This is a genomic window from Bacteroidales bacterium, assembly GCA_031275285.1.
Taxonomy (GTDB): domain Bacteria; phylum Bacteroidota; class Bacteroidia; order Bacteroidales; family UBA4181; genus JAIRLS01.
Window position 1 is genome coordinate 22,622 of the sequence record JAISOY010000223.1, and the last position, 23,251, is coordinate 45,872.

At 43.2% G+C, this 23,251-nt stretch carries 13 protein-coding genes; 8 read left to right on the forward strand and 5 right to left on the reverse strand.

All coding sequences use genetic code 11. The features are described 5' to 3' along the window. Window positions 1-61: 61 nt before the first annotated feature. The 5 genes from LBQ60_22050 to LBQ60_22070 form a co-directional block, all read right to left on the reverse strand. Complete coding sequence (locus tag LBQ60_22050; protein MDR2040607.1) at window positions 62-3,229, reverse strand: efflux RND transporter permease subunit; 3,168 nt, start codon at window positions 3,227-3,229, stop codon at window positions 62-64. Then, window positions 3,226-4,710, reverse strand: coding sequence for a TolC family protein (locus LBQ60_22055; protein MDR2040608.1), 1,485 nt, complete (start codon window positions 4,708-4,710; stop codon window positions 3,226-3,228). Before LBQ60_22055 ends, LBQ60_22050 begins: the two co-directional genes overlap by 4 nt. A gap of 89 nt (window positions 4,711-4,799) precedes the next feature. Next, on the reverse strand, window positions 4,800-7,904 hold the full coding sequence (locus LBQ60_22060) for an efflux RND transporter permease subunit (GenBank protein MDR2040609.1): 3,105 nt from the start codon (window positions 7,902-7,904) through the stop codon (window positions 4,800-4,802). A 311-nt stretch (window positions 7,905-8,215) separates the two neighbouring features. Beyond that, window positions 8,216-9,286, reverse strand: a complete 1,071-nt coding sequence (locus LBQ60_22065; protein MDR2040610.1) for an efflux RND transporter periplasmic adaptor subunit — start codon at window positions 9,284-9,286, stop codon at window positions 8,216-8,218. Window positions 9,287-10,704: 1,418 nt separating this feature from the next. Further along, window positions 10,705-10,938 (reverse strand): hypothetical protein, encoded by a 234-nt coding sequence (locus LBQ60_22070; protein MDR2040611.1) that lies wholly within the window; start codon window positions 10,936-10,938, stop codon window positions 10,705-10,707. A gap of 278 nt (window positions 10,939-11,216) precedes the next feature. Between LBQ60_22070 and LBQ60_22075 the strand changes: the two genes are divergently transcribed. From LBQ60_22075 to LBQ60_22110, 8 genes are all read left to right on the forward strand, one after another. After that, window positions 11,217-12,047, forward strand: a complete 831-nt coding sequence (locus LBQ60_22075; GenBank protein MDR2040612.1) for a rhomboid family intramembrane serine protease — start codon at window positions 11,217-11,219, stop codon at window positions 12,045-12,047. A gap of 101 nt (window positions 12,048-12,148) precedes the next feature. Continuing rightward, the gene (locus tag LBQ60_22080) at window positions 12,149-12,748 is read left to right on the forward strand and encodes a riboflavin synthase (GenBank protein MDR2040613.1); all 600 of its coding nucleotides are present in this window, start codon (window positions 12,149-12,151) and stop codon (window positions 12,746-12,748) included. Between the two features lie 3 nt (window positions 12,749-12,751). After that, on the forward strand, window positions 12,752-13,783 hold the full coding sequence (locus LBQ60_22085) for a cell wall metabolism sensor histidine kinase WalK (protein MDR2040614.1): 1,032 nt from the start codon (window positions 12,752-12,754) through the stop codon (window positions 13,781-13,783). 307 nt (window positions 13,784-14,090) lie between these two features. Next, window positions 14,091-15,752 carry a LuxR family transcriptional regulator gene (locus LBQ60_22090; GenBank protein ID MDR2040615.1) on the forward strand — a complete coding sequence of 554 codons (1,662 nt, stop codon included), beginning with the start codon at window positions 14,091-14,093 and terminating at the stop codon, window positions 15,750-15,752. A gap of 188 nt (window positions 15,753-15,940) precedes the next feature. Next, window positions 15,941-16,333, forward strand: coding sequence for a DUF3244 domain-containing protein (locus LBQ60_22095; GenBank protein MDR2040616.1), 393 nt, complete (start codon window positions 15,941-15,943; stop codon window positions 16,331-16,333). A 328-nt stretch (window positions 16,334-16,661) separates the two neighbouring features. After that, the gene (locus LBQ60_22100; GenBank protein ID MDR2040617.1) at window positions 16,662-17,015 is read left to right on the forward strand and encodes a DUF3244 domain-containing protein; all 354 of its coding nucleotides are present in this window, start codon (window positions 16,662-16,664) and stop codon (window positions 17,013-17,015) included. A 1,746-nt stretch (window positions 17,016-18,761) separates the two neighbouring features. Further along, window positions 18,762-19,262, forward strand: a complete 501-nt coding sequence (locus LBQ60_22105) for a T9SS type A sorting domain-containing protein (protein MDR2040618.1) — start codon at window positions 18,762-18,764, stop codon at window positions 19,260-19,262. Between the two features lie 58 nt (window positions 19,263-19,320). Further along, on the forward strand, window positions 19,321-23,251 hold a 3,931-nt coding region (locus LBQ60_22110; protein MDR2040619.1), incomplete at its 3' end, for an FG-GAP-like repeat-containing protein.

A 23,251-nucleotide genomic window follows, 5' to 3' on the forward strand; every position in this document is an offset into this window, starting at 1 on the left:
ACAAGGCTATTTTCACCATACGTCAACTAAGAAAGATTAACCTTACGGGTACGTTTCTTATTTATTCAACATTTTTTGTCTTTCCCACCCCTATAAACAGCGGCAGAAAACAGAACGTAGCAAAGACAGATAGCACTAACCCTCCGATAGTTCCTGCTGCCAGCGGAAACCAAAACGCTTCCTTAAAACCAATGATAAACGGCAGAAAACCTAATATGGTAGAAATCACAGTCAGAAATATCGGCCGCACTTTTGCATTCCATGCTTTGATATAAGCGCGAAGCCTACCGATTCTTGGATTATTCTTCAAAATATCGTTATAAGCATCCAGAATATAGATATTAGCGTTGATGGTCAGTCCGGATAAAAGGATGAAGGAGGCAAAGCCGCCCTGGTCAAAATTTAATCTGAACAGGTAAAAGGTCAGGAATACACCAATATAAGATATGGGAATCACAAAAAGAATACATAATGGTATGCTGAATGAATTAAACAGGATGCTTGCATTGAAATAGATAATTACAAAAATCAACAATAACAACAGGAATTGTTGGGTTTCTTCCTTTCCCCATCTCTGGTTTGTGTTTCCCGATTTGAAACTGTATCCCATGGGCAATATTTTGCCAAAGTTCTCTTTTGTTCTCTTTTGGAATCTTTCGCCCTGTTTAGCTGCTCCTATATAATCATATTGCAATACTAGCCGATATTGCTGATTTACTTTTGCTACTGTTTGTGGTGCCAGAAATCTGGCAATGTCTGCCAGTTCCGATATTTTGTATTCAACACCGCTTACTTTCACCGGCATTGCGTTGAGACTCCATACATCATACTCTTTGTATTGCTGCGAGTGTAGTCTTATTTGTTCCGTTCCGCCGGACGTTGTTATTGCTCCGGCCCCTATTCCCTGCCCAAACAGGTCACCGATAGATGAACTTAATTGATATGGCCGGAGGTTTTCCTGTGCTAAACGTTCTCTTTTTATATCAAATTGAAATTCCTCATAATCATCTTTCATCCAGCTTCTTTCGTGACGTGTAGCTACCTCCTTAATTCTGTTGTTTTTCATTAAACTGTCTTTAACCTGCCCAGCCCAATAATACAACTCATCATAGTTAAATCCATACATTTCGATATACAGATTGCCGGCGCTTTCTCTCATGGAGTTGCTGAATCCGTCTCCAACTCCGTATATTGTCCAGTCGCCCGAGCCTAATTGAATGCCAAGGGTAATCAGCTCGGAATAGAGTTGATAAGGAAGCCCGCTTTTATGTCCACCCGCAGTAAACCGAATAGTAATTTGCGCATTACGCGCATTGAACACCCTCGTTTGAAACTGCCTGATATCATGATACCGGCTTAAATGAATTTCTACCCGCTGCACCAGATCATTGAGCTGTGCGATTGTGGTATTGTTCGGCATGGAAGCATTGACCGTAAGTGTAGTTTCCCCACGCTCTTCAAAATACGAATCCAAATAAACCTTTTGTACAAAAAGACGGAGTGTTCCACCAAGAACATTGTCCGCATGTTTTTTGATTTTTTCCTTATAGGTTTCAGAACCGATGGTCTTCCGGTACAATTTGCTCCACCGGCTGTTTTCGTCTATTTTGTCAGGCAGCATAAACACCGGAAGACCAAACGACAGGATGATAAAAACGATAAAAGCCGCCCGCCAACGCCAGATCAACCGGCACAACTTCTCATAAAACCGGTTGAACCGAATATGAAACCGTTTCCGCCAATTGATTACTTTTTCTTTTTTCTCCCGTTGCCCGATTTTCATTTTTTCGAGCAGGGCAGGAACTAAAAACAGGGCAATAAGCAACGATAATGCCAGATTGATAATAATAACCATTGCGAAGTCCTGCAAGTTCAGGCGCATTTTGTCGCTCATCAGGAATATCACCGACAACGAAGCAATAGTAGTGAGGGTAGCCGCAAGGACGGCAAGAAATACTTTCATGTTACCTCGCCGGATGATCTGATCGGATACAATAATGGTGTTGTCGATGATCAGAGTCAGCGAAATGGTAATGCCTGCCAACGAATAAAGCTGCATCTCCAGTCCAAACAGCCGGTAAAAGATAACAGCAACGGCAACATTCACCACCAACGATATTACAATCAACAATGTGTATTTGATGCGCCGGTAGGTAATGAACACAAATATCATAAGAATCAACAAAGTCAACCCAGAACGGAAATAAATTTTTTCAAGTTCGGTATTGATGTATTCGGTAGCATCATATACTATATGAGTCTCATATTCCTGTGGAAATGAAGGCATAAGTTTTTCCAGTTCATCTTTTACTTTTTGTGCCAGTTGTAACTGGTTGGCGCTCTCTTCGGCAAAGATGTTCATGTAGATTGAATTCAGCCCGTTTATCCGGTAATAACTATTGGGTTGGGCTTCCACACGCTCGGTCTGCGCCAGTTCTTTCAAACGGACAATCTGTCCGTTGATCGATCTGATAACAATATTCTCCAAATCCTGTTTTTCCACGTTTTGTACACCTGTACCCAGTGCCACCCGTATCCATTGTTTTTCCCCCTGTTCCGTATCTATCGTTCCTATGCCCAGAAATTCCCTGCCTAAATATTTACTGATAGCGCTGGTTATGTCGTTTACGGTCAAGCCAAGTACTTCAAGCTTCCGGTAGTCGTATTCTATCTGCCATTCCATAGGTGTGGCGCCTTCCACGCTGATGCTGTACACGCCGTCTACCTGCGACAGTTTGGTTTTGATTTGATTCTCGGCAAACTGCTGTATTAACAAAGGGCTTGCTGGCGCATTAATGGTATAGCTTAGAAATGGCCTGCTGGAATTATCATCCGATCTCCCAACGGATATGGAAGGATATCCCACACCGGAAGGCAATTGTGGCCACGCTTGCCGGATAATAGTGGATACCTCAAAGCGCGCGACATCAATATTTGTGTGTTTATCAAATTGAAGGTTAATGTTTCCACCATTCTTATAAGAATTGGACGTAATGTTCTGTATGCCTTTTATCCTGCTGAGCATCGCTTCCAATTTGGAGGTTACCTCCATTTCCACAATGCGCGGTGAATTGCCATACATGGAAAAATTGATGCTGATACGAGGCAGGTTCTGCGACGGCGAAAACTTTACCGGAAGCTTCGGAACCAAAGCAATACCCACTATCGCCAGACATACGAAAGTGAGGATAACGGAAAAGGATGATATTTTAAATTCTGGTTTGTTCATTCTGCGTGAAACATCTTGTCAAACATGAGGGACAGTGATTTTTGTCGTTCAAAATCATACAGCGTCAACCGGCGCAGATTGTAATAACTCAGCCAGTAGTTTTTTAATGCTGATATATAGTTGGTTTGTGCGTTCTTATAACGATCTAACGAAAGGGTCAGGCTACTGATGTCCGACTGCCCCGTGATGAAACGCTGTCGCGTGGCGTTGTAGGCCATTGTAGCCAGTTCTATTGCTTCTTCGGCGCTGGCTATCAGGTCTTGTTGGATGTTGAAATCGTTCACTGTTAACATAATATTCTGTTCCAAACTGATTTCCTTTTGCTGTGCCGACAGCTTTGTCATATTCAGGTTGTTTCTGGCCATGTTCGCTTTTCCCTTGCGTACTCCCCAGTCAACAATGGGAACACTCAAACCGATGGATACCACATCTTGTTGTATGGGATTCTGATACGCCTGATTAAATGTGTTGGCCACTTGATTAAAGCCCACGCTTGCCGAAAAGCTGGCATCGAAAAGGGAACTTCTCTTGGTTCGCTCCACTTCCCGTTCCGACTCCAGTACATCTTGCCTGTATTGCAGGTAATCAGGATTATTCTCTTTGGCCAATTCCAGCGCGTGCGCAGCATCAATAACAAATTCCTGCGGCTTGTTGGGTAATGTCAGTTGTATCAGTGTGTCCTTATCCATATTCAGGTACGACACAAAAGCGAACATGTTCCTTTTCAGGGATATTTCGGCGTTCTTTAAGGTGTTTCTCGCATTGATAGCATCCAATTTCAACGTCATCAAATCCGATTGTGATATGCCGGCAATTTTAAACCGTTGCTGTCCGATGTTGTACAGTGTATCCGCCGATGCCGCATTGTCCACTGCCATGTCATATTGAGCCTGTGCCATTGCCAGATTGAAAAAATAATTAATGACTGTTTCCGATATTTGTTCATGTGAATAGAGTAACTGCTTTTTCGCTTTTTCATATTTCAGAGGCTCTATCCTTTTTTCCCATTTGAAACTGTTGAACCCGAACAGCGACTGGCTGTACCCAATCCTGACAGGGACACTCGTAAACTGGGTATAATCATTATCTCCGAAATTTTGTACGTATCCCAGTTCAGAGTCAATATAGAAGGTACCACCGGTTACATCCAAGTTTTGTTTGAGAGATAGATTACCATAGCTGTACAGCGATTGTTGCTGACGGTAAATGTCGATATTCTGTTGAGAATCGTACCTCTTTGTAAAATCACGATAATACTGCAATGGTGTGGCATTCAGGGTCAGCGAAGGAAGACGCCCCGCCTTGAAAGTACGATACTGCCAGTAGCTGGATAGGTACATGTTTTCACTGATAAATGATTGCAGGGAACTGTCGATGGCCATTTCGATACTTTGACTCAGGGATAGTTCCACAACCTGCGCACGGGCACTTACCGTAAAAGCTGCACATATAACGATGAAAAATATTTTCCTGATATTCATGATTCAATTAATTTTTGATTTTTGAATGATGATTTTTGATTTTGATAGTTATGATACGGAGAACACACTGAGACCCCATTAACCATTAATCATCGTTTTTTTTCTTCCTTCCTATAAATCCACCAGTACACCAACGGCACTACAAACAAACTCACAGGCGTACCAATTACCATCCCGCCGATAGTGGCTATGGCCAGTGGTTTTTCAAGCTCCGAACCAAGGTCGCTGCTAAAAAGCAACGGAGCCATACAAACGATAGAGGTCAGACTGGTCATCACGATGGCGTTCAGACGGCGCCGTCCCGCTTCGTGGATAGCGTCGCGCAGCTTCATTCCGCTGCGACGGAGTTGGTTCATCACATCTACTTTCAGGATACTGTCGTTGATAATGATACCGCAGGTGACTACAATACCAATGGCCGACATCAGGTTTAGCGAATGCCCCAATAGGATAAGCAACCCTATAGCGGCAGCCACGTCGATAGGTATTTCCAGCAACACAATCAGCGGTTGTACGAAACTTTCGAATTGCGCTGCAAGGATAAAATACATCAGCATGATGGAAATAAGCAAAATCACCATTAGTTCGCCGATCATCTTGCGGTTGGAGAAGAACGAACCGGAAAAATCAACATCCCATGCCGCCCTGTTTTTTGTGTCGGCCTTGATGGATTCCATCATCTGTCCGGTCTGTCCTGTGTTGTAGAAATAGAAAGGAATATATTCGCCGTTGCGCCCCGCCACAATGGTTTTGATGTCCTCAGAAGTGGTTACGGACACAAAGGCCTGGAGCGGTATCTGCGCCCTTTTGCCGGAAGCGTCAGCCGAACCAGACACAAGGGTATTGCTGATGATGTCGTACACATGGTCATTGTTGTCGCCCAATATAATGGGAAGATATTGCTGGTAGGAGCGCAGGATGGTTACCTGATTTTCGCGGAACCCTGTCCTTAACGCCCGGTGTACATCATCATACGATACATTGTACAACAACAGCTTTTCCATATCTATATGCAGGTTCAACTGTTTCTGGAACGACATGCCGACAGGCGGCTGGTTTACCGTTTCCGCCAAATCTTCTTCCAGTGCCTTTATCGCTTCCACATCCGAAATATTTCTTCTGTTCCGCGTATAATATTCCACCACCAATTCGGCCTCTCCGGTGACAAATATTTTTTCGAAAATAGTACCTGCGGGCGAAAAAGAAACAATCGCTTCGGGATGAGCCTCTCGCAAATAGCGTGTAACTTCTTCCTCAACAACAGGAATTTCCTCCTTGTTCCGGACCCGGATATACACTTCCGTTTCCGACGACGATTGCGCCCTGTCACGGTTAAGCATGTTTTGCTGTTCGCCGACTAATGCGGATGTTTCCTGAACCTTTCCTTCCATTGCGTGAAGAAAATCCCGGGTACGTTTCAGATTTTCGCCGGCGTGGATATTTTCGTTCCACTCGATTTTGGCGATAAGTTCGTTACGGCTGATGTCGGGCATCTTTTCCTTCGGGATGATGGTAAACAGCCACGCGCACAAAGGGAAAACGGCCAGCATCACTACCGTGGTCAACGCCTTATGTTGGAATATCCAATCGGAACCCCGATGGTAAATCTTTTCGAGAAACGTAATCTTTTCCGTCTTTTCATCAGATGAACCATCGGATTTTTTACGGAATTTTTGCAAAAGATTCATTACCCAACGGGGCGGCGTCCATGCATAAACGATTTTGTACAGCACGGGCAACAAAATAATACCAGTGATGTATGCCACTAACAACCCGACGGTCACCGAAAAAGCCTGGTCGAAAAAGATGGCTCCGGCAATACCACTCAGGAAAATCAACGGAATGAATATGGCGATGGTGGTGAATACCGAACTGAGCATGGGCGCCATCACCTCGCTTGTTCCCTGCACGCAGGCATCTTCAAGGGTAAGCCCTTTGCGCCGGTACTGCCCCACATTGTCCGTCACGATAATCGAATTGTCAATCATCATCCCCAGCGCCAGCACAAATCCCGTAAGGGAAACAGTGTTGAGCGATATTTTGAAAAGATAGAAAAACAGCAGGCTGATGATAACTGACACGAACATGGTAAAGCCGATAATCATGGGCGATTTCACATCGTTGAGGAAGAGCACCGAAACCAGACAGACGAAGATAAAAGCGAGCATCAGGTTTTGTTTCAGGTTCGAGATGGTGTAATCCAACAGTTCGGTCTGGTTCTGTGTGATGTTGAACTCAATGGACGGATAGGAATTTTCAAGGTTCCGGATGGCAGCGTCCAGTTCCTTTTGCAGGTTGTCCATATTTTCGTTGTTCTGCTTGATGATGGAAAGGCTCACGGCACGTTTACCGTTGTAGATGGCCATTCCTTTTTCCTTTGCGGGAAGGATTTCAATATCGGCAATATCCTTCATTTGGTAAATCCGTTCGCCTTTGCGGATGAACACATTAGAGATGTCCTCGAGCGTACGCATCACCGACGAGAAGTTGATGCTGTATTCATAATACCCGTCCCTGACGGTCATGCCGCTCTGTTCGATATTGTTGTTCAGGAGTGCCGTTTCTATTTCCGGCAGGGATATTCCGGTGATTTCCAATTTGGTTTTGTCGGGTGTGATGACAATCTGTTTGTTGATCAACCCCGTGATGTCCGCCATAGCCACCTGCGGAAGCTGTTCAATCCGCCGCCGGATAACCATTTCGGAAAACTCGCAAAGGTTCAGGAAATCCGTTTCGTTGGTTTCACCGTAAGGCTCATCGTCTTTAAGGGTCAGGTAAAGATTAAAGACGGGAATATCCGTCGCGCTGGCCTTAACTACGCGGGGACGGTCGATGTCGCGCGGGATGTAGTTCATCGCGGCATCCACCTTTTCGTTCACTTCGATAAAAGAAAGGTCGATATCCGCGCCATACTCGAAGCCAAGGCGGACAATGGCGCTACCGTCCGCGGTTTCGGAACGGATGTCGCGCAACTTGCCCACCTGAAGTAATTGCTGCCTGACAGGCGTTACCACTGCATTTTCAAGCGCACGCGCCGAATAGTTGCCAGCAGATATTTTGATGGTGATTTCCGGAATAGGAATGTCCGGCAGTAGGGATACTGGGATATTCAAGTAGGTAATAACGCCCAATATGAAAAAAGCCGTAAAAGCCATAAAAACGGCTATGGGCCGCTGGATGCAAAAACGAACCATAGTCAATTGAGAATTGAGAGTTGAAAACTTAGCGATAGCGATCTCATGAACGTAGTGAATAATTGAAAATTGAAAATTTCGCAACAACGAGTAGTTGACAACCTGAATAATCCACCACCATTAAATAGCGTCTATCCCCCTTTGGAGGGGGTAGAAGGAGGATATTACCAATCTCCCGCCAGTATTTTATATATTTCATAAGTATTCTTATATATTGTTTAATCACCATGTTTTACCAAAATGTTAAATATCTGTTTACTGTGCTTTACGTCAACTTTGTGCAGCATTCTCATGACTGACGGTAATAATTGTTAATTATCAATTGTCAATTCAACAGGTGTTTCGTGTGCAAGGTTGATGTTACCATCGTAAATCACGCTATCGCCTACAGCTAATTCGGTGGTAACAACATATCCGGTAGAGTTTTCTGCGCCCGTTTCCACATAATTCCATTTTGCACGGCGGTCTTTATAGGTGAAGACAACTTTCCGGTTGGTACGCAGCACCAAAGCGCTTTTTGGGATAACCAACTGTTTGCCGAGCGTTCGCTGTATCAGTATTTTTGAATTCATCCCATCATACAGTTTTTGGTTCGGATTGCTCAGGGTAGCTTTCATTTTAACAACGCCATTCTGCTCAACCACCGGATTGATTTCCGAGATACGCCCCTCTACCGAGGCGCCGCCGTGTGCGTAAGGCGTTACCAACACCCTGTCGCCTGTGTTGATTTGCGACAACTCGCTCTCCAACGCCGTAAAACTGACTTCCATGCTTTGATGGTCAAGCACGGTACAGAAAGCCTCGGAAGAGGACGGGGTATTGTATTCCTTAGTGAACAGATTGGCGATGATACCGTCAAACGGTGCATACAGGACGGAGTTTTTGAGGTTGCAATCCGCTAGTTCACACTGTATGGACGCCTGGTCGAAATTGCTTCGCACTTTGGCTATCTGCATGATGTCGGCAGGTACGGAAGCCGTATCGCCAATGGCGTATCCCTGCCCTGCCAGAATCTCCAGCAACGATAACCGCGACCTTTCCAGATTATCCTTGGCCTGTTGCAAGTCTTTGGTCAGTTTGAAGTGGTCTAATGCCGCTATCTTTTGCCCTTTGGCTACACGGTCGCCGTTTTTCACTTCAATAGAAGTTACCAGACCCTGCACCTCAAAACGCAAATTAGCCTTACGCCTTGCCGAAATTGTCCCGTTCGATACCAATTCCTGTGTGAAATCGGAATATTCAAGCCGCATGACTTTTACCTGATTGGTCTGTTCGGGCAAAACCGTAGAAACGCCTTGCTGTTCTTTGCTGTCTTTTTTTGAATTTTTACAGGAAATAAAACCGAGTAAAAGGATGATGAAGATGGCTGGTAATTTGCTCATTGATTATTCATGATTGATATTGTGTTTTAAAATAACTGTTCCCTTGTATACAATAGTATACAATAGTATACCATAGAAACGATCGAATCAAAAAACGTGAGGTAAATAGCACCTTGCTATGTGATGATTTGTATCTTGTTGCATGGTTTGATCAACCTTGGTTGGTTAAACCATTGGATAATTTCATAAAAAAATCGACTTCCAAGACCTTAGAAATCTCAGACAATAAACCGGTATCTATGGACGAACATTGAAGTTTCTTATTAAGATTACTTTGGTCACAACCGACTTTTTGGGCGAGCCATCTGATCGACCGTTCTTGTTCCTTCAACTGTTGCCGGATTTCTTCCCCTATATGGATTTTACACATGAAAAATTGAACTATAAGTTATAAATATCATCTATTACCTTCTCATTTATTAAAACCGGTCTGCTGTTTCCAAAAGAATATCCTTAACGAATCCTGTTTCCCTGCCACAGAAAATGTTTAGAAATATAGATGCGCTCGATTAACAAAACGCTTAATAAACGCTTAATTTTCATAAAAATCCTTGTTATTTTTTATTCACGCTTAAAAAACAAACACTTACCATATGGTTTTTTTCTATCAAAACACCATCTTTTTTCTGTTTTGTTAATTCAAAAGTGATACTTCGTTTTATATTCATTTCGATAAAATTATTTACGCAAAAAAATACGCCATATATTTTATACGCAATTATATATCCATGATATTTATTATTATTGTTGAATTGTAAATATGTGTATAATAAAGATATTCAGACATAAAATGATATGATGTGATTTTATAGGTATGAGAGCCTCTCCCTCACCGCTGAATAGCCGTATCGCCTGAAATAAAGGCATACGGCTATTTTCATTTTGTACACAAGACAAAATTGAGGTTTATATTTATCAATTGTCTGTCGATAAGATAAAAATGAATGATTCTTATTCTATTCACAAACAACTCCTCGAATATAGTTTATTTCATCTGTACAAAATTGTTTTTAAAGGTCAGATGTAATGTCCGATTTTGTTCATTACGGTGGGTATACCGCTATATTTATGGACATTTCATGTAAACTAATCTAGCAAAAATCTGTGATTAACAAACATATAGCTATTCACTGAATACATTTGTGACTATCATGCAGTTATACGTAAAAATAAACATACTTAATTATTTGGTTATTAAGCAATAAAATGCTTATTTTTTCATTTCGCGAAATGAAAAAATAATGAGATGATGCAAAAACACAATAAATGATAATTGTTCAGATATAATGTTTCAAATCATATCCCTTATCATAGTGTTTCAATCCCTATTCTCCGGGATGCTTGATAACCATACCATATAATAATGGTAAGTAGACGTTCATAATTAGTTCACATATCTCATATTTCTGTTCACCTGCTCATACAAAAGTGCTACACCAGGAAGGCCTGACCTTCCGGAAGCGGGTACCAGTCCTGCAAAGTGAAGGGGCAAGCCGGAAGCTGTCTGAGCCGTCAGGCGAACTTAGCGGAGCGATCTCACCGAAGGTAGTTCTTCCGGCGTCCCGTAGCGTGCAGTGACTGGTCGCTGAGGAAACAAGCCTTGATTTTTGCTTCTTTTTATCAAGAAAAAGAAGGGTAAAAAATGATTCCATATATGTATGATATAATTTTGAACTATTACTTATAAACCGAATCCATCAATAATTTACATGCCCTCAAAGCATAACACAATAAATTTCCCACATAATATAAGATATACAACACATATACCTTCAATTACAGAACTGCTTTTATTTAGCCAACAACACGCTGTTTATCAGATCACTTCCACTTTAACACACGAAATACGGAAATCTGTCTATCTTTGTGCTTTCATTGAAATGGCATCCCACCATAATAAGATGCTATCTAAAAGTATACCTTCAGACACATGAATAGGATTTCACCGGTTGTTAAAAACTTATTGATCATTAATATCTTGTTCTTCCTGGCCACATTTATTTGTGAAAGCCGGTTCGGAGCAGGACTAATTAACCCCATGATCAGGTACCTGGCCTTGTTTTATCCGGGATCGGTCTATTTTGAGCCATACCAGTTTGTCACGCACATGTTCATGCATGGCGGGCTTATGCATATTTTTTTCAATATGTATGCTTTATGGATGTTTGGTTCTCCGATAGAAAATGCCTGGGGAGGAAAACGTTTCCTGTTCTATTACCTGTTTACCGGATTGGGTGCGGCCGCCCTGCATACGCTGGTCAACCATGTTGTTTTCCATCAGGTGCAGGTCGATATCAATGCCTTCATGGATGCTCCGTCGCCTGAATTATTCAAGCAATTCCTGGAAGCACATAAGGACGGGTTTACGACGCAGGCTTTAGGAACCTGGTATTCTGTTTATAAAGAATGGGCTGCCAATCCATCTGCTTCCGGTTTTGCACAACAAGCCGTTGAGGTAATGGAAATAATGAAAATGAACATGATGAGCATTCCCACGGTAGGTGCATCAGGAGCCATATTCGGCATATTGCTTGCTTTCGGGATGATGTATCCGAATGTCCAGCTGATGCTGCTCTTCCCTCCTATCGCTATACGGGCCAAATGGTTTGTCCTGGCTTACGGAGGGATCGAGCTGTTCCTCGGTTTTTCTCAACCCGGTTCCAATATTGCCCATTTTGCCCATGTCGGCGGAATGCTGTTCGGTTATATACTGATCCGCTTCTGGGTCTACCAGGCCCGGAATAAAAAGAACCGGTACTGACCCCGACAGATGATCTTTGATTTTTTGGAGTAACTTTTAATCATAGGAAAATAGAAGATGGCCAACCATTTTCTATTTTTATTTAATCAATATACCATATTATGTTTTCAGGAATCGTTGAAGAAGCAGCCCGGGTGGTGGGCATTGAAAAGGAGCAGGACAACCTGCATATCACCATGGAATGTTCATTCGTGAATGAGTTGAAAATAGACCAGAGTATTGCCCACAACGGCGTATGCCTTACGGTCGTGAAAATGACAGACACGACCTACACGGTGACTGCCATCCGGGAAACCCTGGTGAAATCAAACCTTGGGTTATTAAAAACAGGTGACAAGGTGAACCTTGAGCGCAGTATGTTACTGAATGACCGGCTGGACGGCCATATGGTACAGGGGCATGTCGACCAGACAGCCGAGTGTACCGCCGTTGAAGAAGCCGACGGAAGCTGGTATTTCACTTTCCGCTACGACACGGCAAAAGGGAACCTTACCGTGGAAAAAGGGTCTGTTGCCGTGAACGGGGTAAGCCTTACCGTGGTAAATTCACAAGCCGGATCATTCCAGGTCGCCATTATCCCATATACTTATGAATTCACCAATTTCCACCAGATCCAACCGGGTACCGTGGTCAACCTTGAATTTGATATTATCGGGAAATATGTGACCCGGATATTACAATCGATGGACCTGAAACCATAAACAGTGAGATTCAGTTTCGTTATACGCACGGCTGCTTACATAGCACTGTCGGGCGGGATCATACTGGTCGGGTTATTGTACCTGTTGCAATACCTCGACCCACACAGCCTGTGGGTGGAAATACTGGTCATTTTCCTTTTCGTTGTAGCAGCCTTTGCCCTGGTGGTCTTTTTCCTGAGGCGTTTTCTCGTACAACAGTTCAACTTCCTGTTCCATCTGATCGACGGAGGCAAGTTGACGGAAAAAGAACTGGAGGTGCTTTCCGGGAAAGAAGACGCTTTATCGGATATCCGGAAAAAAATGTTGCAGTGGAGCAGTGAAAAGGCTACGGAAATCGACCAGCTCAAACAGATGGAAAAATACCGGAAGGAATACCTGGGCAATGTCTCCCATGAATTAAAAACCCCTATATTCAATATACAGGGGTATATACTGACCCTGCTCGACGGCGGCCTGGAAGACAAAACCGTGAACCGCCTGTACCTGGAACGAACGGAAAAAAGCATCAACCGGATGATCCATATCGTGGAGGACCTGGAATCCATTTCACGCCTCGAATCAGGCGGATATCCCATGGAGTATACCTCCTTCGATATGGTACCGCTGGTGGAAGAGGTCTTTGAAATGGATGAAATGACAGCCAGGACGGCCAAGATAAAACTGGAAGTGGAAAAAAAACAAGTCAGGGTATATGCCGACCGCAAACGGATACTTGAAGTGATGAATAACCTGGTGGCCAATTCCATCAAATACGGGAAGAAAAACGGGATGACCCGTGTCTTCTTTACCGAAAAAGACCAGTCATGGCGGATTTCGGTAGCCGACAACGGGATCGGGATCGCCGAAAGCGACCAGAAAAGGATCTTCGAACGCTTTTACCGTTGCGATAAAGCCCGTTCGAGCGAACAGGGCGGAACCGGACTGGGACTGGCCATAGCCAAACATATTGTAGAGGCACACGGACAGGCGATCCAGGTAGAATCTGCTTCAAATAAAGGATCTGTCTTTTCTTTTTCACTCGAAAAGGGAAAATGAAAGAAAAAAATGGACGCACTTATTGATAATATTTACTATATTTGCCCCATCTTGTACACAAAAACTGATTATTTATTGTTATTTTCCGATCATTCGCAGGTTTCTTTCATATAGAACTTCGTTTTTTGTTTAAATTTTCATTTTATTATGTAATTTTACGCAAACAACGCTGACCTTGAAAGCCCTGAAAACAAGACAAGGGGTGGTGTATAATTAATTTTTAGTGGGTATGGAAAAAATGGAGGTTGTAGAATTTGAATCAATTACATATAGAACACTACAGATACGATCATAAATTATTGTAATCATGAAAAACGAGGCTTGGGCATTATGTATTATCATCATGTCGTGTATGGGTTATGCGGCATGTACGGAGAGTGAGAAAGAACGGGAAATCGGGGTTCTTGACCATGTGGCAACCATCGTTGCCGAATATCCCGACAGTGCATTGAGGTTGTTAGGATCGGTAAATACCGGGCTATTGACCCTGCAGCAGTATTATACTTATGTACTGCATGAGGTACAGGCAAAAGATAAACTGGACATGGACATCTCCTGTGATACCATGATTTACCAGGTAAAGGGATTTTTCGAGGGCAAACGGGATCCCATAAAAGCAGCACTGGCCTGTTTTTACTGCGGAAGGGTGGCGCATTCGTGCAAGAAAACCGAAGATGCCATGATGAATTACCTGAAAGCGGCCGACTTCGTTTGCGAATCCGAAGACAGGAACATGGAAGGAATTATCTGGCACCATATTGCTTTTTTGCATTATGAAGGGGCAAAAAACGAACATTCGATAGAAGGATTCAAAAAAGCACGGAAGATGTTCCATGGATCGGGCAATCATAACAATGAGATACAGGCATTGGAAATGATCGGAGCGACTTATAATTTGCTAGGAAAAAGGGACAGCGCGTTGTATTATTACGACCTGGCATATGATATTGCTGAAAAACATGAAATTCAACCCATAAAATCCAGTTTATTAAGGAAAAAAGGCGTGATCTTCTCCGAAATGGAAGAATACACCACTGCAAGATCACAGTTTTATCAATCCATTAAACTGGCTTCCGACGAAACAGACCGCGCTATGACATATGCCAACCTTGCAGAAGTTTACTGTGGCCTGAACCGTTCCGATTCCGCCTGTTTTTATATCGACCTGGTGACCTCTTTTATCGACAAGGATGATGAACTGAAGGAAGACCAGTCGTTTATGACCTACCTGAACCTCGTACTGTCGAAAGTGGAAAGCCTGAAGGGCAATTATAAGGAAGCGCTGGCCTATTATCAGGTATATACCGAAATGTTGCAAAATATATTACTCTTAGATTCGGAACAATCCATGCTGGAGATCCAGGAAAAATATAACCACCAGAAGGTATCCAACGAACGGGGAAAGGTGGTCATTGAAAAGCAACGGCTGTTGCTGCTGAGCAGCGTCCTGATCTTCAGCCTGGCGCTGATCATCAGCCTGCTATTTTTCAGGCAAATCCGAAACAAACACCAGATGTACAGCATGGAGCAAACCATTCTTACGCTACAGAAAATGTCGGAAAACCGGGACGACAAGGAAAGCGGGCTGCGCCATGCCTTGCTGGAACAGCTGGGCATTATCCGGGGCGTGATGCAGCTCGAACATGCCATCGCAAAAGGCGATACCGGCGCCGCGCTGGTACAAAGGCTCAACAAGGTACTCTCGAAACTGAACAAAGAGATCTTTGTGGATGCCGTCAACAAGATACGGACGAACTTCTCGGAAGACCTGGTAATGAAATACCCGGCGCTGGACAACTCGGAAGCCACCATTTGCTGCCTGTGTTACCTTGGGTTCGACAACCATGAGATCTCGATGATCATGAAACAGAAAAACAACACCATCCAGCAGAAGAAATCCAATATACGGAAGAAGCTGAACATTCAGCCGCGTGTCGATATCAATATCTTCCTGCATGAGGTCATGTGATAAGCAGGTTATATCCTTCGGACTGCCTTACTATATTTAAAAAAATAACCACCTGTTACGATGGTGGTTATTTTTTCGACCACTATATTTACCCGATTATTGACTATATGACCTTGCCCCGGGGTCGCTCCAATCCTATGTTTGCAGGGATATCTATTTCAAATTTTAATTTTTTAATTCTTTTTACCATGAGGAAATTATTACTTATTTTAAGTATGGGGTTGATCGTGAGTGTTTCTGAAATATCGGCATTGAGCGGGGTAGCAGTATTGCCGGAAGAAACACAAAATTATGTGGTAACGCGTGGAAGAATAGGAGCCAGAAATGGTGTAAAAGCCACCGAGGAAACAGTGGTGGTCTATCAATATGATGACAGGCTGGAAGTTATTTTCTGGGAAGCCGTAGGCAATGTCACCATCACGGTCATGAATGAGTTCGGCTATCCGATGTACAACAGAACAGTGAATTCGGATCCCGACACTCCGGTAGTAATAACCACGAGCACTTGGGCTTCGGGAATTTACAGCATCTACCTGACTGACCCGCTGGGCGGTTACCTGAATGAGTTTTTTGTGAAATAGCGGGAGGCACAGCTAACATTCAAAGATACCCGCTGCGCGTATTTCTTTATGGCTCCCTCCGTAAAGATAATACGCGTTTTTTTTGGCCTCCTGATCAAGCCACCTGAAAAATCAACTATATTTTTAAAAATTAATTATGTGAATTTAAATATATTATGTTTTTGTTTACTATATGGTGTAAAATTGAACTATATTTTGTGCTGCGGCTCACCAGGGTCGCTTATGTTTGCACCAGATATCACTAAAAGTTGAATTTATAAACATTACCGCCGGGCAAAGATTATTGCTGCTATTTTATTAAAACATAGGACGAACAAACATGATGGTCATGTATCATATAACGGCAGTAAATGAACTCGATGTTCAAGCGGTAGGGAAACACAGGAACCATGTTACCCTGAAAGGTGGATTAGGCCCGGAGGCTGAAATCGAACCTGACACCCGGAGTGTAGTAATATACCAGAGCGAGGAAGATTTAAGGGTTATATTTCTTAAATCATTGGGCAATATCTGTGTTACAGTGTTGAATTATTACGGGTTTCCCGTGTATAGGCAGGCTGTAATATCGGCTCCAAACAAAACCTTATATATTGGTACGCGCGATTGGAACACAGCGTGGTATACAATTTATATTACTGACACGGAAGACGGTTGTTTGGAGGGTGTATTTGAAATAGAATAGACTAACATTTGCTCAATTCTAAATAACCCCGCGGCGTGGACTTATCCTTGGCGATGCTCTCACACAAGGATAACCACGCCTTTTTTTTGTAATCCCCGTTCAAACACCCCGGACCAGGGTACCAATAACAGTATATATCATCCATTATTCCCGGCGGATCTTCGAAAACAGGAAAAATACAGTTCTCATCGACCGGTTATTTCCTGTGTGGCGCTCCAACCATCTGGCCCCATATCGAAAATAATTATACCTACTGAGCAGAACATCCTGAAAATAATCAAATTAACAATCGCCCGCTATATGATGCAAAATCGGACTATATCCTGTTGGTTTCCGCTTTTTATTGTTTATATTTGTCATAGGTCAATGATGTATATCACTTCCTGAAAAATAAACATTTCTCAGGAAAGGACAAAAAACATCCAATGCGGATAAAAAGAATAAAAATTAACAAATTATTGTGAACATAATTGGCTTTGGATCGTTAATACGGTTATATAAATGTTTATTTAAAATTTCAGACTAAGTAACATAACATACATGAATAAAAGAAATAAATATACCAGTACCTCCCTAACACAAAAATTGGTTGCTTGGTTGGGGGACTAGAATCGACTAACACTACCCAATTCTATATACCCCCGCGGCGTGGACTTATCCCTGGCGATGCTCTCACACAAGGATAACCACGCCTTTTTTGTAATCCCCGTTCAAACACTCCGGACCAGGGTACCAATAACAGAATATATCATCTATTATTTACAGCGGATCTTCAAAAACAGGAAAAATACAGCCCTCATCGACCGGTTATTTCCTGTGTGGCGCTCCAACCATCTGGCCCCATATCGAAAATAACTATATCTACTAAGCAAAATGCTCTGAAAATAAGCAAATTAAACAATTGTTCGCTATATACCACAAAATCGGACTATATTTTGTTGGTTTCCGCTTTTTTATTGTCTATATTTGTCATAGGTCAATGATGTATATCACTTCCTGAAAAATAAACATTTTTCAGGAAAGAACAAAAAAACATCCAATGCAGTAAAAAGAATAAAAATTAACAAATAATAGTGAACATAATTGGCTTTGGATCGTTAATACGATTATATAAATGTTTATTTAAAATTTCAGACTAAGTAACATAAGATACATGAACAAAAGAAATAAATATATCGGTACCTTCCTAACACGAAAGCTGGTTGCTTGGTTGGGGACTAGAATCGACTAACATTGCTCAATTCTAAATAACCCCTCAGCGCGTGCTTATCCCTGGCGACATCTCAATCATGGATAACACGCGCTACTTTTTTGCATCAACCCCAAATATTGATTTTTTACGAATGATGCGTTCTTGAGATAATATATATATAATATACATCATTTAACAATTCCTTATTAATATAAGGAGGTAAAAAAGAGCCATATCGACGAATTGTGCAAGATCATGCCGGTATTGGATGAAAAAGAGCAAAAAGTACTGCTTTAAGTCCGGTTTAAAATCATCCGTATTGGTTCATGAAATGATTTTTTTCAATATTTTAAAGAACTTTTCAAGGACACTCTAATAATTTTCAACTATATTCTGCAAAATATAAGACACTGACAATCACACATAAACAATATTTTTAAGTAATTTTTACTATATTTTTACTATTGGTGCGATGAAATCATGACCTTTATGTGAAGACAGTAGTGAACTGAGTGCAACTTTACATGTGAAATCAATACTAAAAACATATGAGTATGAAAAACCACCGTTTTTGCATATACCTTTTACTGTTACCGGTAATGCTTTGGGGATTTCAGGTAAAAGCCCAGCAGGTAAAGTACCGTTATGATGCTTCCGGTAACCGGAAAAACAAGGAGTTGATCTCTGTGAGTAATATGACCTCCCGTAATAGCCTGAAATCTGCAAAAAAAGATATACCGGAATCCGAATGGGATATTTCCGAAGCTGTTTTCGGTGAATCCGTTGTTGTTCCATCCGAAGAAGCCTTGAAAGAACGGAAGGTAAAGATCTATCCTAACCCCACTAAGGGAAAGCTCCGGATAGATATTACCGGAGGCACGATCCCGGAAAAATCCCTGTTCATATTACACGCTGCAACCGGAAATATATTAAAACAACAAACTGGTATTACAGCTACGAACCTTATGGATATTTCTTCTTTTCCGGCCGGGATATACATCCTGCGGATCATCCTCGGCGAAGAAGTTAGTGTCTGGAAAATCATTAAAGAATAAACCGGATAAATTGAATTTATCCTATCCTTTCGATCTGTTCAACTAATAACCCATAACTATGAAAATAAATTTACTCATCCATATCAGACGATCTACCATATGCTTTATTATTATCCTACAGTCATTTACAAATACTAACGGACAGGAAAAACAAATTTTCCAGGCAGCCAGCCTACTGGCAACGGACAGCGACCTGCGCTGTAAGATATCGGCCATGACCGGGGTAGGTTGCGACACGGTGAAAATGAAACAAATCCTGCAACTATTAGCCGAGTCAAAAAATACTGCCACAGAAAAACGTCTGACTGCGATAAAGGCCGATATCAGCCTGCTAACGGAAAGCGTAAAAACTGCCGGGTCTGTCGCAAAAAGCAGCAGCTCATCCGAATGGACCTATACCGACAATATCCCTACCTCTTTCCAATGGTATGTTTCCCCGGACGGGAGCGATACTAACGCCGGCACGCAACAGGCGCCTTTCCGTACCATCTATAAAGCTATAAGTAGGGCATCTGCGGGTGATGCCATCAAACTTGAAAATGGGAAATACAATGAAAATGTTTATATTTCAAAAAATGTTTACCTTGTCGGAAACCTTGAATGCCCGCAATCAGTCATCATCGATGCCTGCGCGTTTGAAAACGCCGTATACATATACAACTCTTCCCCGGAATTACACGGCATGAAAATGATCAACGGCGAAAATGGCTTTCCACTCATTTTTATCAGTAATGGTTACCCCAGATTATCGCACCTTATTTTAACGGAAAACCCGGGGATGGCTATTGAAACATACGGAAGTTTTTTCTGTACCTTGTATAACTCTTTAATTTATGGCAACAATGCAGGATCCGGCGGCGCCCTTATAAAACTGAACCCTTCGGTCAACTACGGCGGTATAGATATGTGTAATGTGACCATTGCCGATAACCAGGGTTCGTATGCGGTTAATCTTACCGGATCACTGGCAAAAGAATTGTTGATCACCAACAGCATCCTGTATAACCCGCAGATGACCGCTGAAATAAATTACTATTACCTGCAGAGCTACATCGACGTGCAATATTCCAATATCAGGAATAAAGACTATCTGGGTTCGGGGGTTAATTACCACAACGGCGTAATAGATGAATTTCCATATTTTGATGAAACCGATCCGATACAGACCTATCATTTCTGGGATTATTCGCCGTGTATCGATGCCGGGCGCCCGGATTTTTACGATCGTACCAGGCCCCCGGGAAAAGGAGGCAGTCGCAGCGACCTGGGATTTTACGGCTGGGAGTCGAGGGCAACCGGTGTGTGTATTTCTGCAGCACCCGGGGATGACCCTGACTCGGCAATCGATATAGGAACCTATTACCGTGATTTTGACTTTGACGATTCCAGGCAGTCTGGTCTCTATACTAATTATTACAACTGGATAGATGGGGTGGATATTTTTTACCGGTTCACAACCACTACTTCCATGGATATTATAGTAAACCTTTGCGGTTCAACGGCATTGGATACCTATGCGGCCATATTGACTTTATCCGGCTCTATTATAGCACAGAACGACGACCATCCGGCCGGTATTGAATGTACTGCAACCGGGCACTCATATTTATACAGGGAAAACCTTGCCCCCGGCACCTATTATGTGATGGCCAAGGTAAAACCAGGAAGTACGGGAACCGTATATACCTATATAGAGGGCTTTCTGAGAGGCGAAAACATGAACCTTCCGATCAATGCCGGCGAATACTCTTATGCTTTTCAATATTCGAATCCTCAGAACACCGGGAATTTTGCCAATACTTATACCGGGCAATCCACCAATGATGTATTCTATAAGTTCAAACTTAACCAAAAGATGGATATCACCGTTTCCCATTGCGGGTCGGGCCTGGATAACACCTACATACATTTATTGGATACCAACGGTGATGTAATCGCTTATAATGATGACTATGCCGGCGAAGGCATGTGTTCCTCACCTTTACATGCCTGCATCAAAAGGACATTAGATGCGGGAACCTACTATGTGGTATCGGAGGGCAACAGCCAAAACGGGAATATTAAAACCAGCATACAAGGGTTAGCGACAACATATACCGAAGACCTGGGTTACCCGGGTAACCCGCCGGTTACCGGGAATAACACCGGAGACAATTCTGCCGTGGGTATCACGGCAGGCGCTTTCAATGTAAGCGCCACGGGAGCGGCTACTTATAGTATCCCCATAGCAGTACCACCGGGAATCAACGGATTACAGCCTTCCCTGGCTATCGTCTACAACAGCCAAAGCGGCAACGGCGTCGCAGGATGGGGAGGTTCGCTGGCCGGGACCTCGGCCATCACCCGCGTTCCTAAAAGCAAATATTATGATCAAACGGCTGAGGGGTTAACCTATCTTGCCGATGTCGGGTATGCCCTGGACGGGCAGAGGCTGGTCCTTTCCTCCGGAACGGCGGGACAGAACGGCGCCATATACCATACGGAGGCCGACCCGTTCACTAAAATAACCTTACACGGCAGCGCTGCCAATGCATGGTTCGAGGTGGTCACCAAAGACGGCATGAAATATTATTACGGGGGGGTGGGCAACAGCGACGGGCGGCATGTATATTACGATACATCGAACCCGTCAAACACGGTCACCAAAGTATATGGCTGGCACCTGGATTATGTGGAAGATCCTGCCGGCAACTATATGAACTATTATTACACGAGGTACGAGCATTTTACTTACCTGGCCTCTGTGATTTACGGTAAGAACAAGCATGTAAGTTCATCGTTCTACAATATGGTATCGATGAGTTACCAGAGCCGTACCGACCAGGCACCCTTTATTTTTGACGGTATCCCGGGAAAGATGCTGCACCGCCTGGATAAAGTCACCTGCCGGACGGGAAATGACACCTTCCGGGAATATATGCTGGAATATGCCAATACCGACCATTTTTCAAGGCTGGTGTCGGTCACCGAAAAGAACGGTGAAGGAGAAGCACTGAAGCCACTGGTATTAGATTGGGGTTATTATGGGACAAGCAATAGCCATACGGCGGGTTCGCTTACCCTGGAAGGTTCTGTAACGGGTTTTGAGCAGCAGTACTACTCTACCGCCGACCTGAACGGCGACGGGGTCAGCGACATCATCAGCCTGACACCCGGCTATTCGGCCCCGGATGAAGGAGGAGCGGTATATACCCTGTCACAACATTTCCTGTCCACCAGGCAGGATAACGGAAGCTTCAAGTTCGTGGCATCCGGCAAAAAATATTTAGCGCCAAGTATGGAAATAGAAAAAATAAACCATAACCAGCGCTTAGGCGGACCAATGGCATTCAATGCATTGGGTGACGGGAGACAGTACCTGCTGACACCTTTATATCTTCATGACGGTTTTGGCAAACGTACCATTTTTTACATTTACAATCATGAAAACAATAATACCCATAACAGGGTACCATCGCCGACCGGGATACAGGGACTGGGACATATGCTTATAACAGCCAGCAGTGAGCTTCCTGTTTATGTTACGGGAGATATCGACAATGACGGAATAGATGAAATCGTCGCTGTAGAAACAGGTTCCATCGGCGGATCTTATCCGGGTAAAATCGGCAAGGTAACGGGTATTGCTTCGGACCAGGTGGTTTCTTTCGGTAACTGGATCGACCTTAGCTTAGATTTACCCCAGCCACCAAAGAAAATGTTTATCGCCGATTTTAACGGCGACGGGATGAACGAATTGCTGGTTTTCCATTCGGAAGGCTATACCATGTATTTTAACCAGACAACCGGCGGCGCCCGTTTCCATGATTCGAAAAAAATTGCCCGGGCCAATATTTCCGACTGCAGCATGATCCGTACAGGTGATTTCAACGGCGACGGCTTGCCGGACTTTATACTCAATGCACAAAATGATGACCAATGGTATTTTGCATTGAACAACGGTAACGGTACTTTTACCAAACGACCGGCTGGTACCATAGACCTGTATG

Bases quoted from the DNA above. Each gene is read 5' to 3' on its own strand.
- LBQ60_22055 (MDR2040608.1), bottom strand. From the start codon at position 4,710: ATGAATATCAGGAAAATATTTTTCATCGTTATATGTGCAGCTTTTACG.
- LBQ60_22060 (MDR2040609.1), bottom strand. From the start codon at position 7,904: ATGGTTCGTTTTTGCATCCAGCGGCCCATAGCCGTTTTTATGGCTTTT.
- LBQ60_22090 (MDR2040615.1), top strand. From the start codon at position 14,091: ATGAAAAACGAGGCTTGGGCATTATGTATTATCATCATGTCGTGTATG.
- LBQ60_22105 (MDR2040618.1), top strand. From the start codon at position 18,762: ATGAAAAACCACCGTTTTTGCATATACCTTTTACTGTTACCGGTAATG.
- LBQ60_22100 (MDR2040617.1), top strand. From the start codon at position 16,662: ATGTATCATATAACGGCAGTAAATGAACTCGATGTTCAAGCGGTAGGG.
- LBQ60_22050 (MDR2040607.1), bottom strand. From the start codon at position 3,229: ATGAACAAACCAGAATTTAAAATATCATCCTTTTCCGTTATCCTCACT.
- LBQ60_22095 (MDR2040616.1), top strand. From the start codon at position 15,941: ATGAGGAAATTATTACTTATTTTAAGTATGGGGTTGATCGTGAGTGTT.
- LBQ60_22065 (MDR2040610.1), bottom strand. From the start codon at position 9,286: ATGAGCAAATTACCAGCCATCTTCATCATCCTTTTACTCGGTTTTATT.
- LBQ60_22075 (MDR2040612.1), top strand. From the start codon at position 11,217: ATGAATAGGATTTCACCGGTTGTTAAAAACTTATTGATCATTAATATC.
- LBQ60_22070 (MDR2040611.1), bottom strand. From the start codon at position 10,938: ATGGAATCATTTTTTACCCTTCTTTTTCTTGATAAAAAGAAGCAAAAA.
- LBQ60_22080 (MDR2040613.1), top strand. From the start codon at position 12,149: ATGTTTTCAGGAATCGTTGAAGAAGCAGCCCGGGTGGTGGGCATTGAA.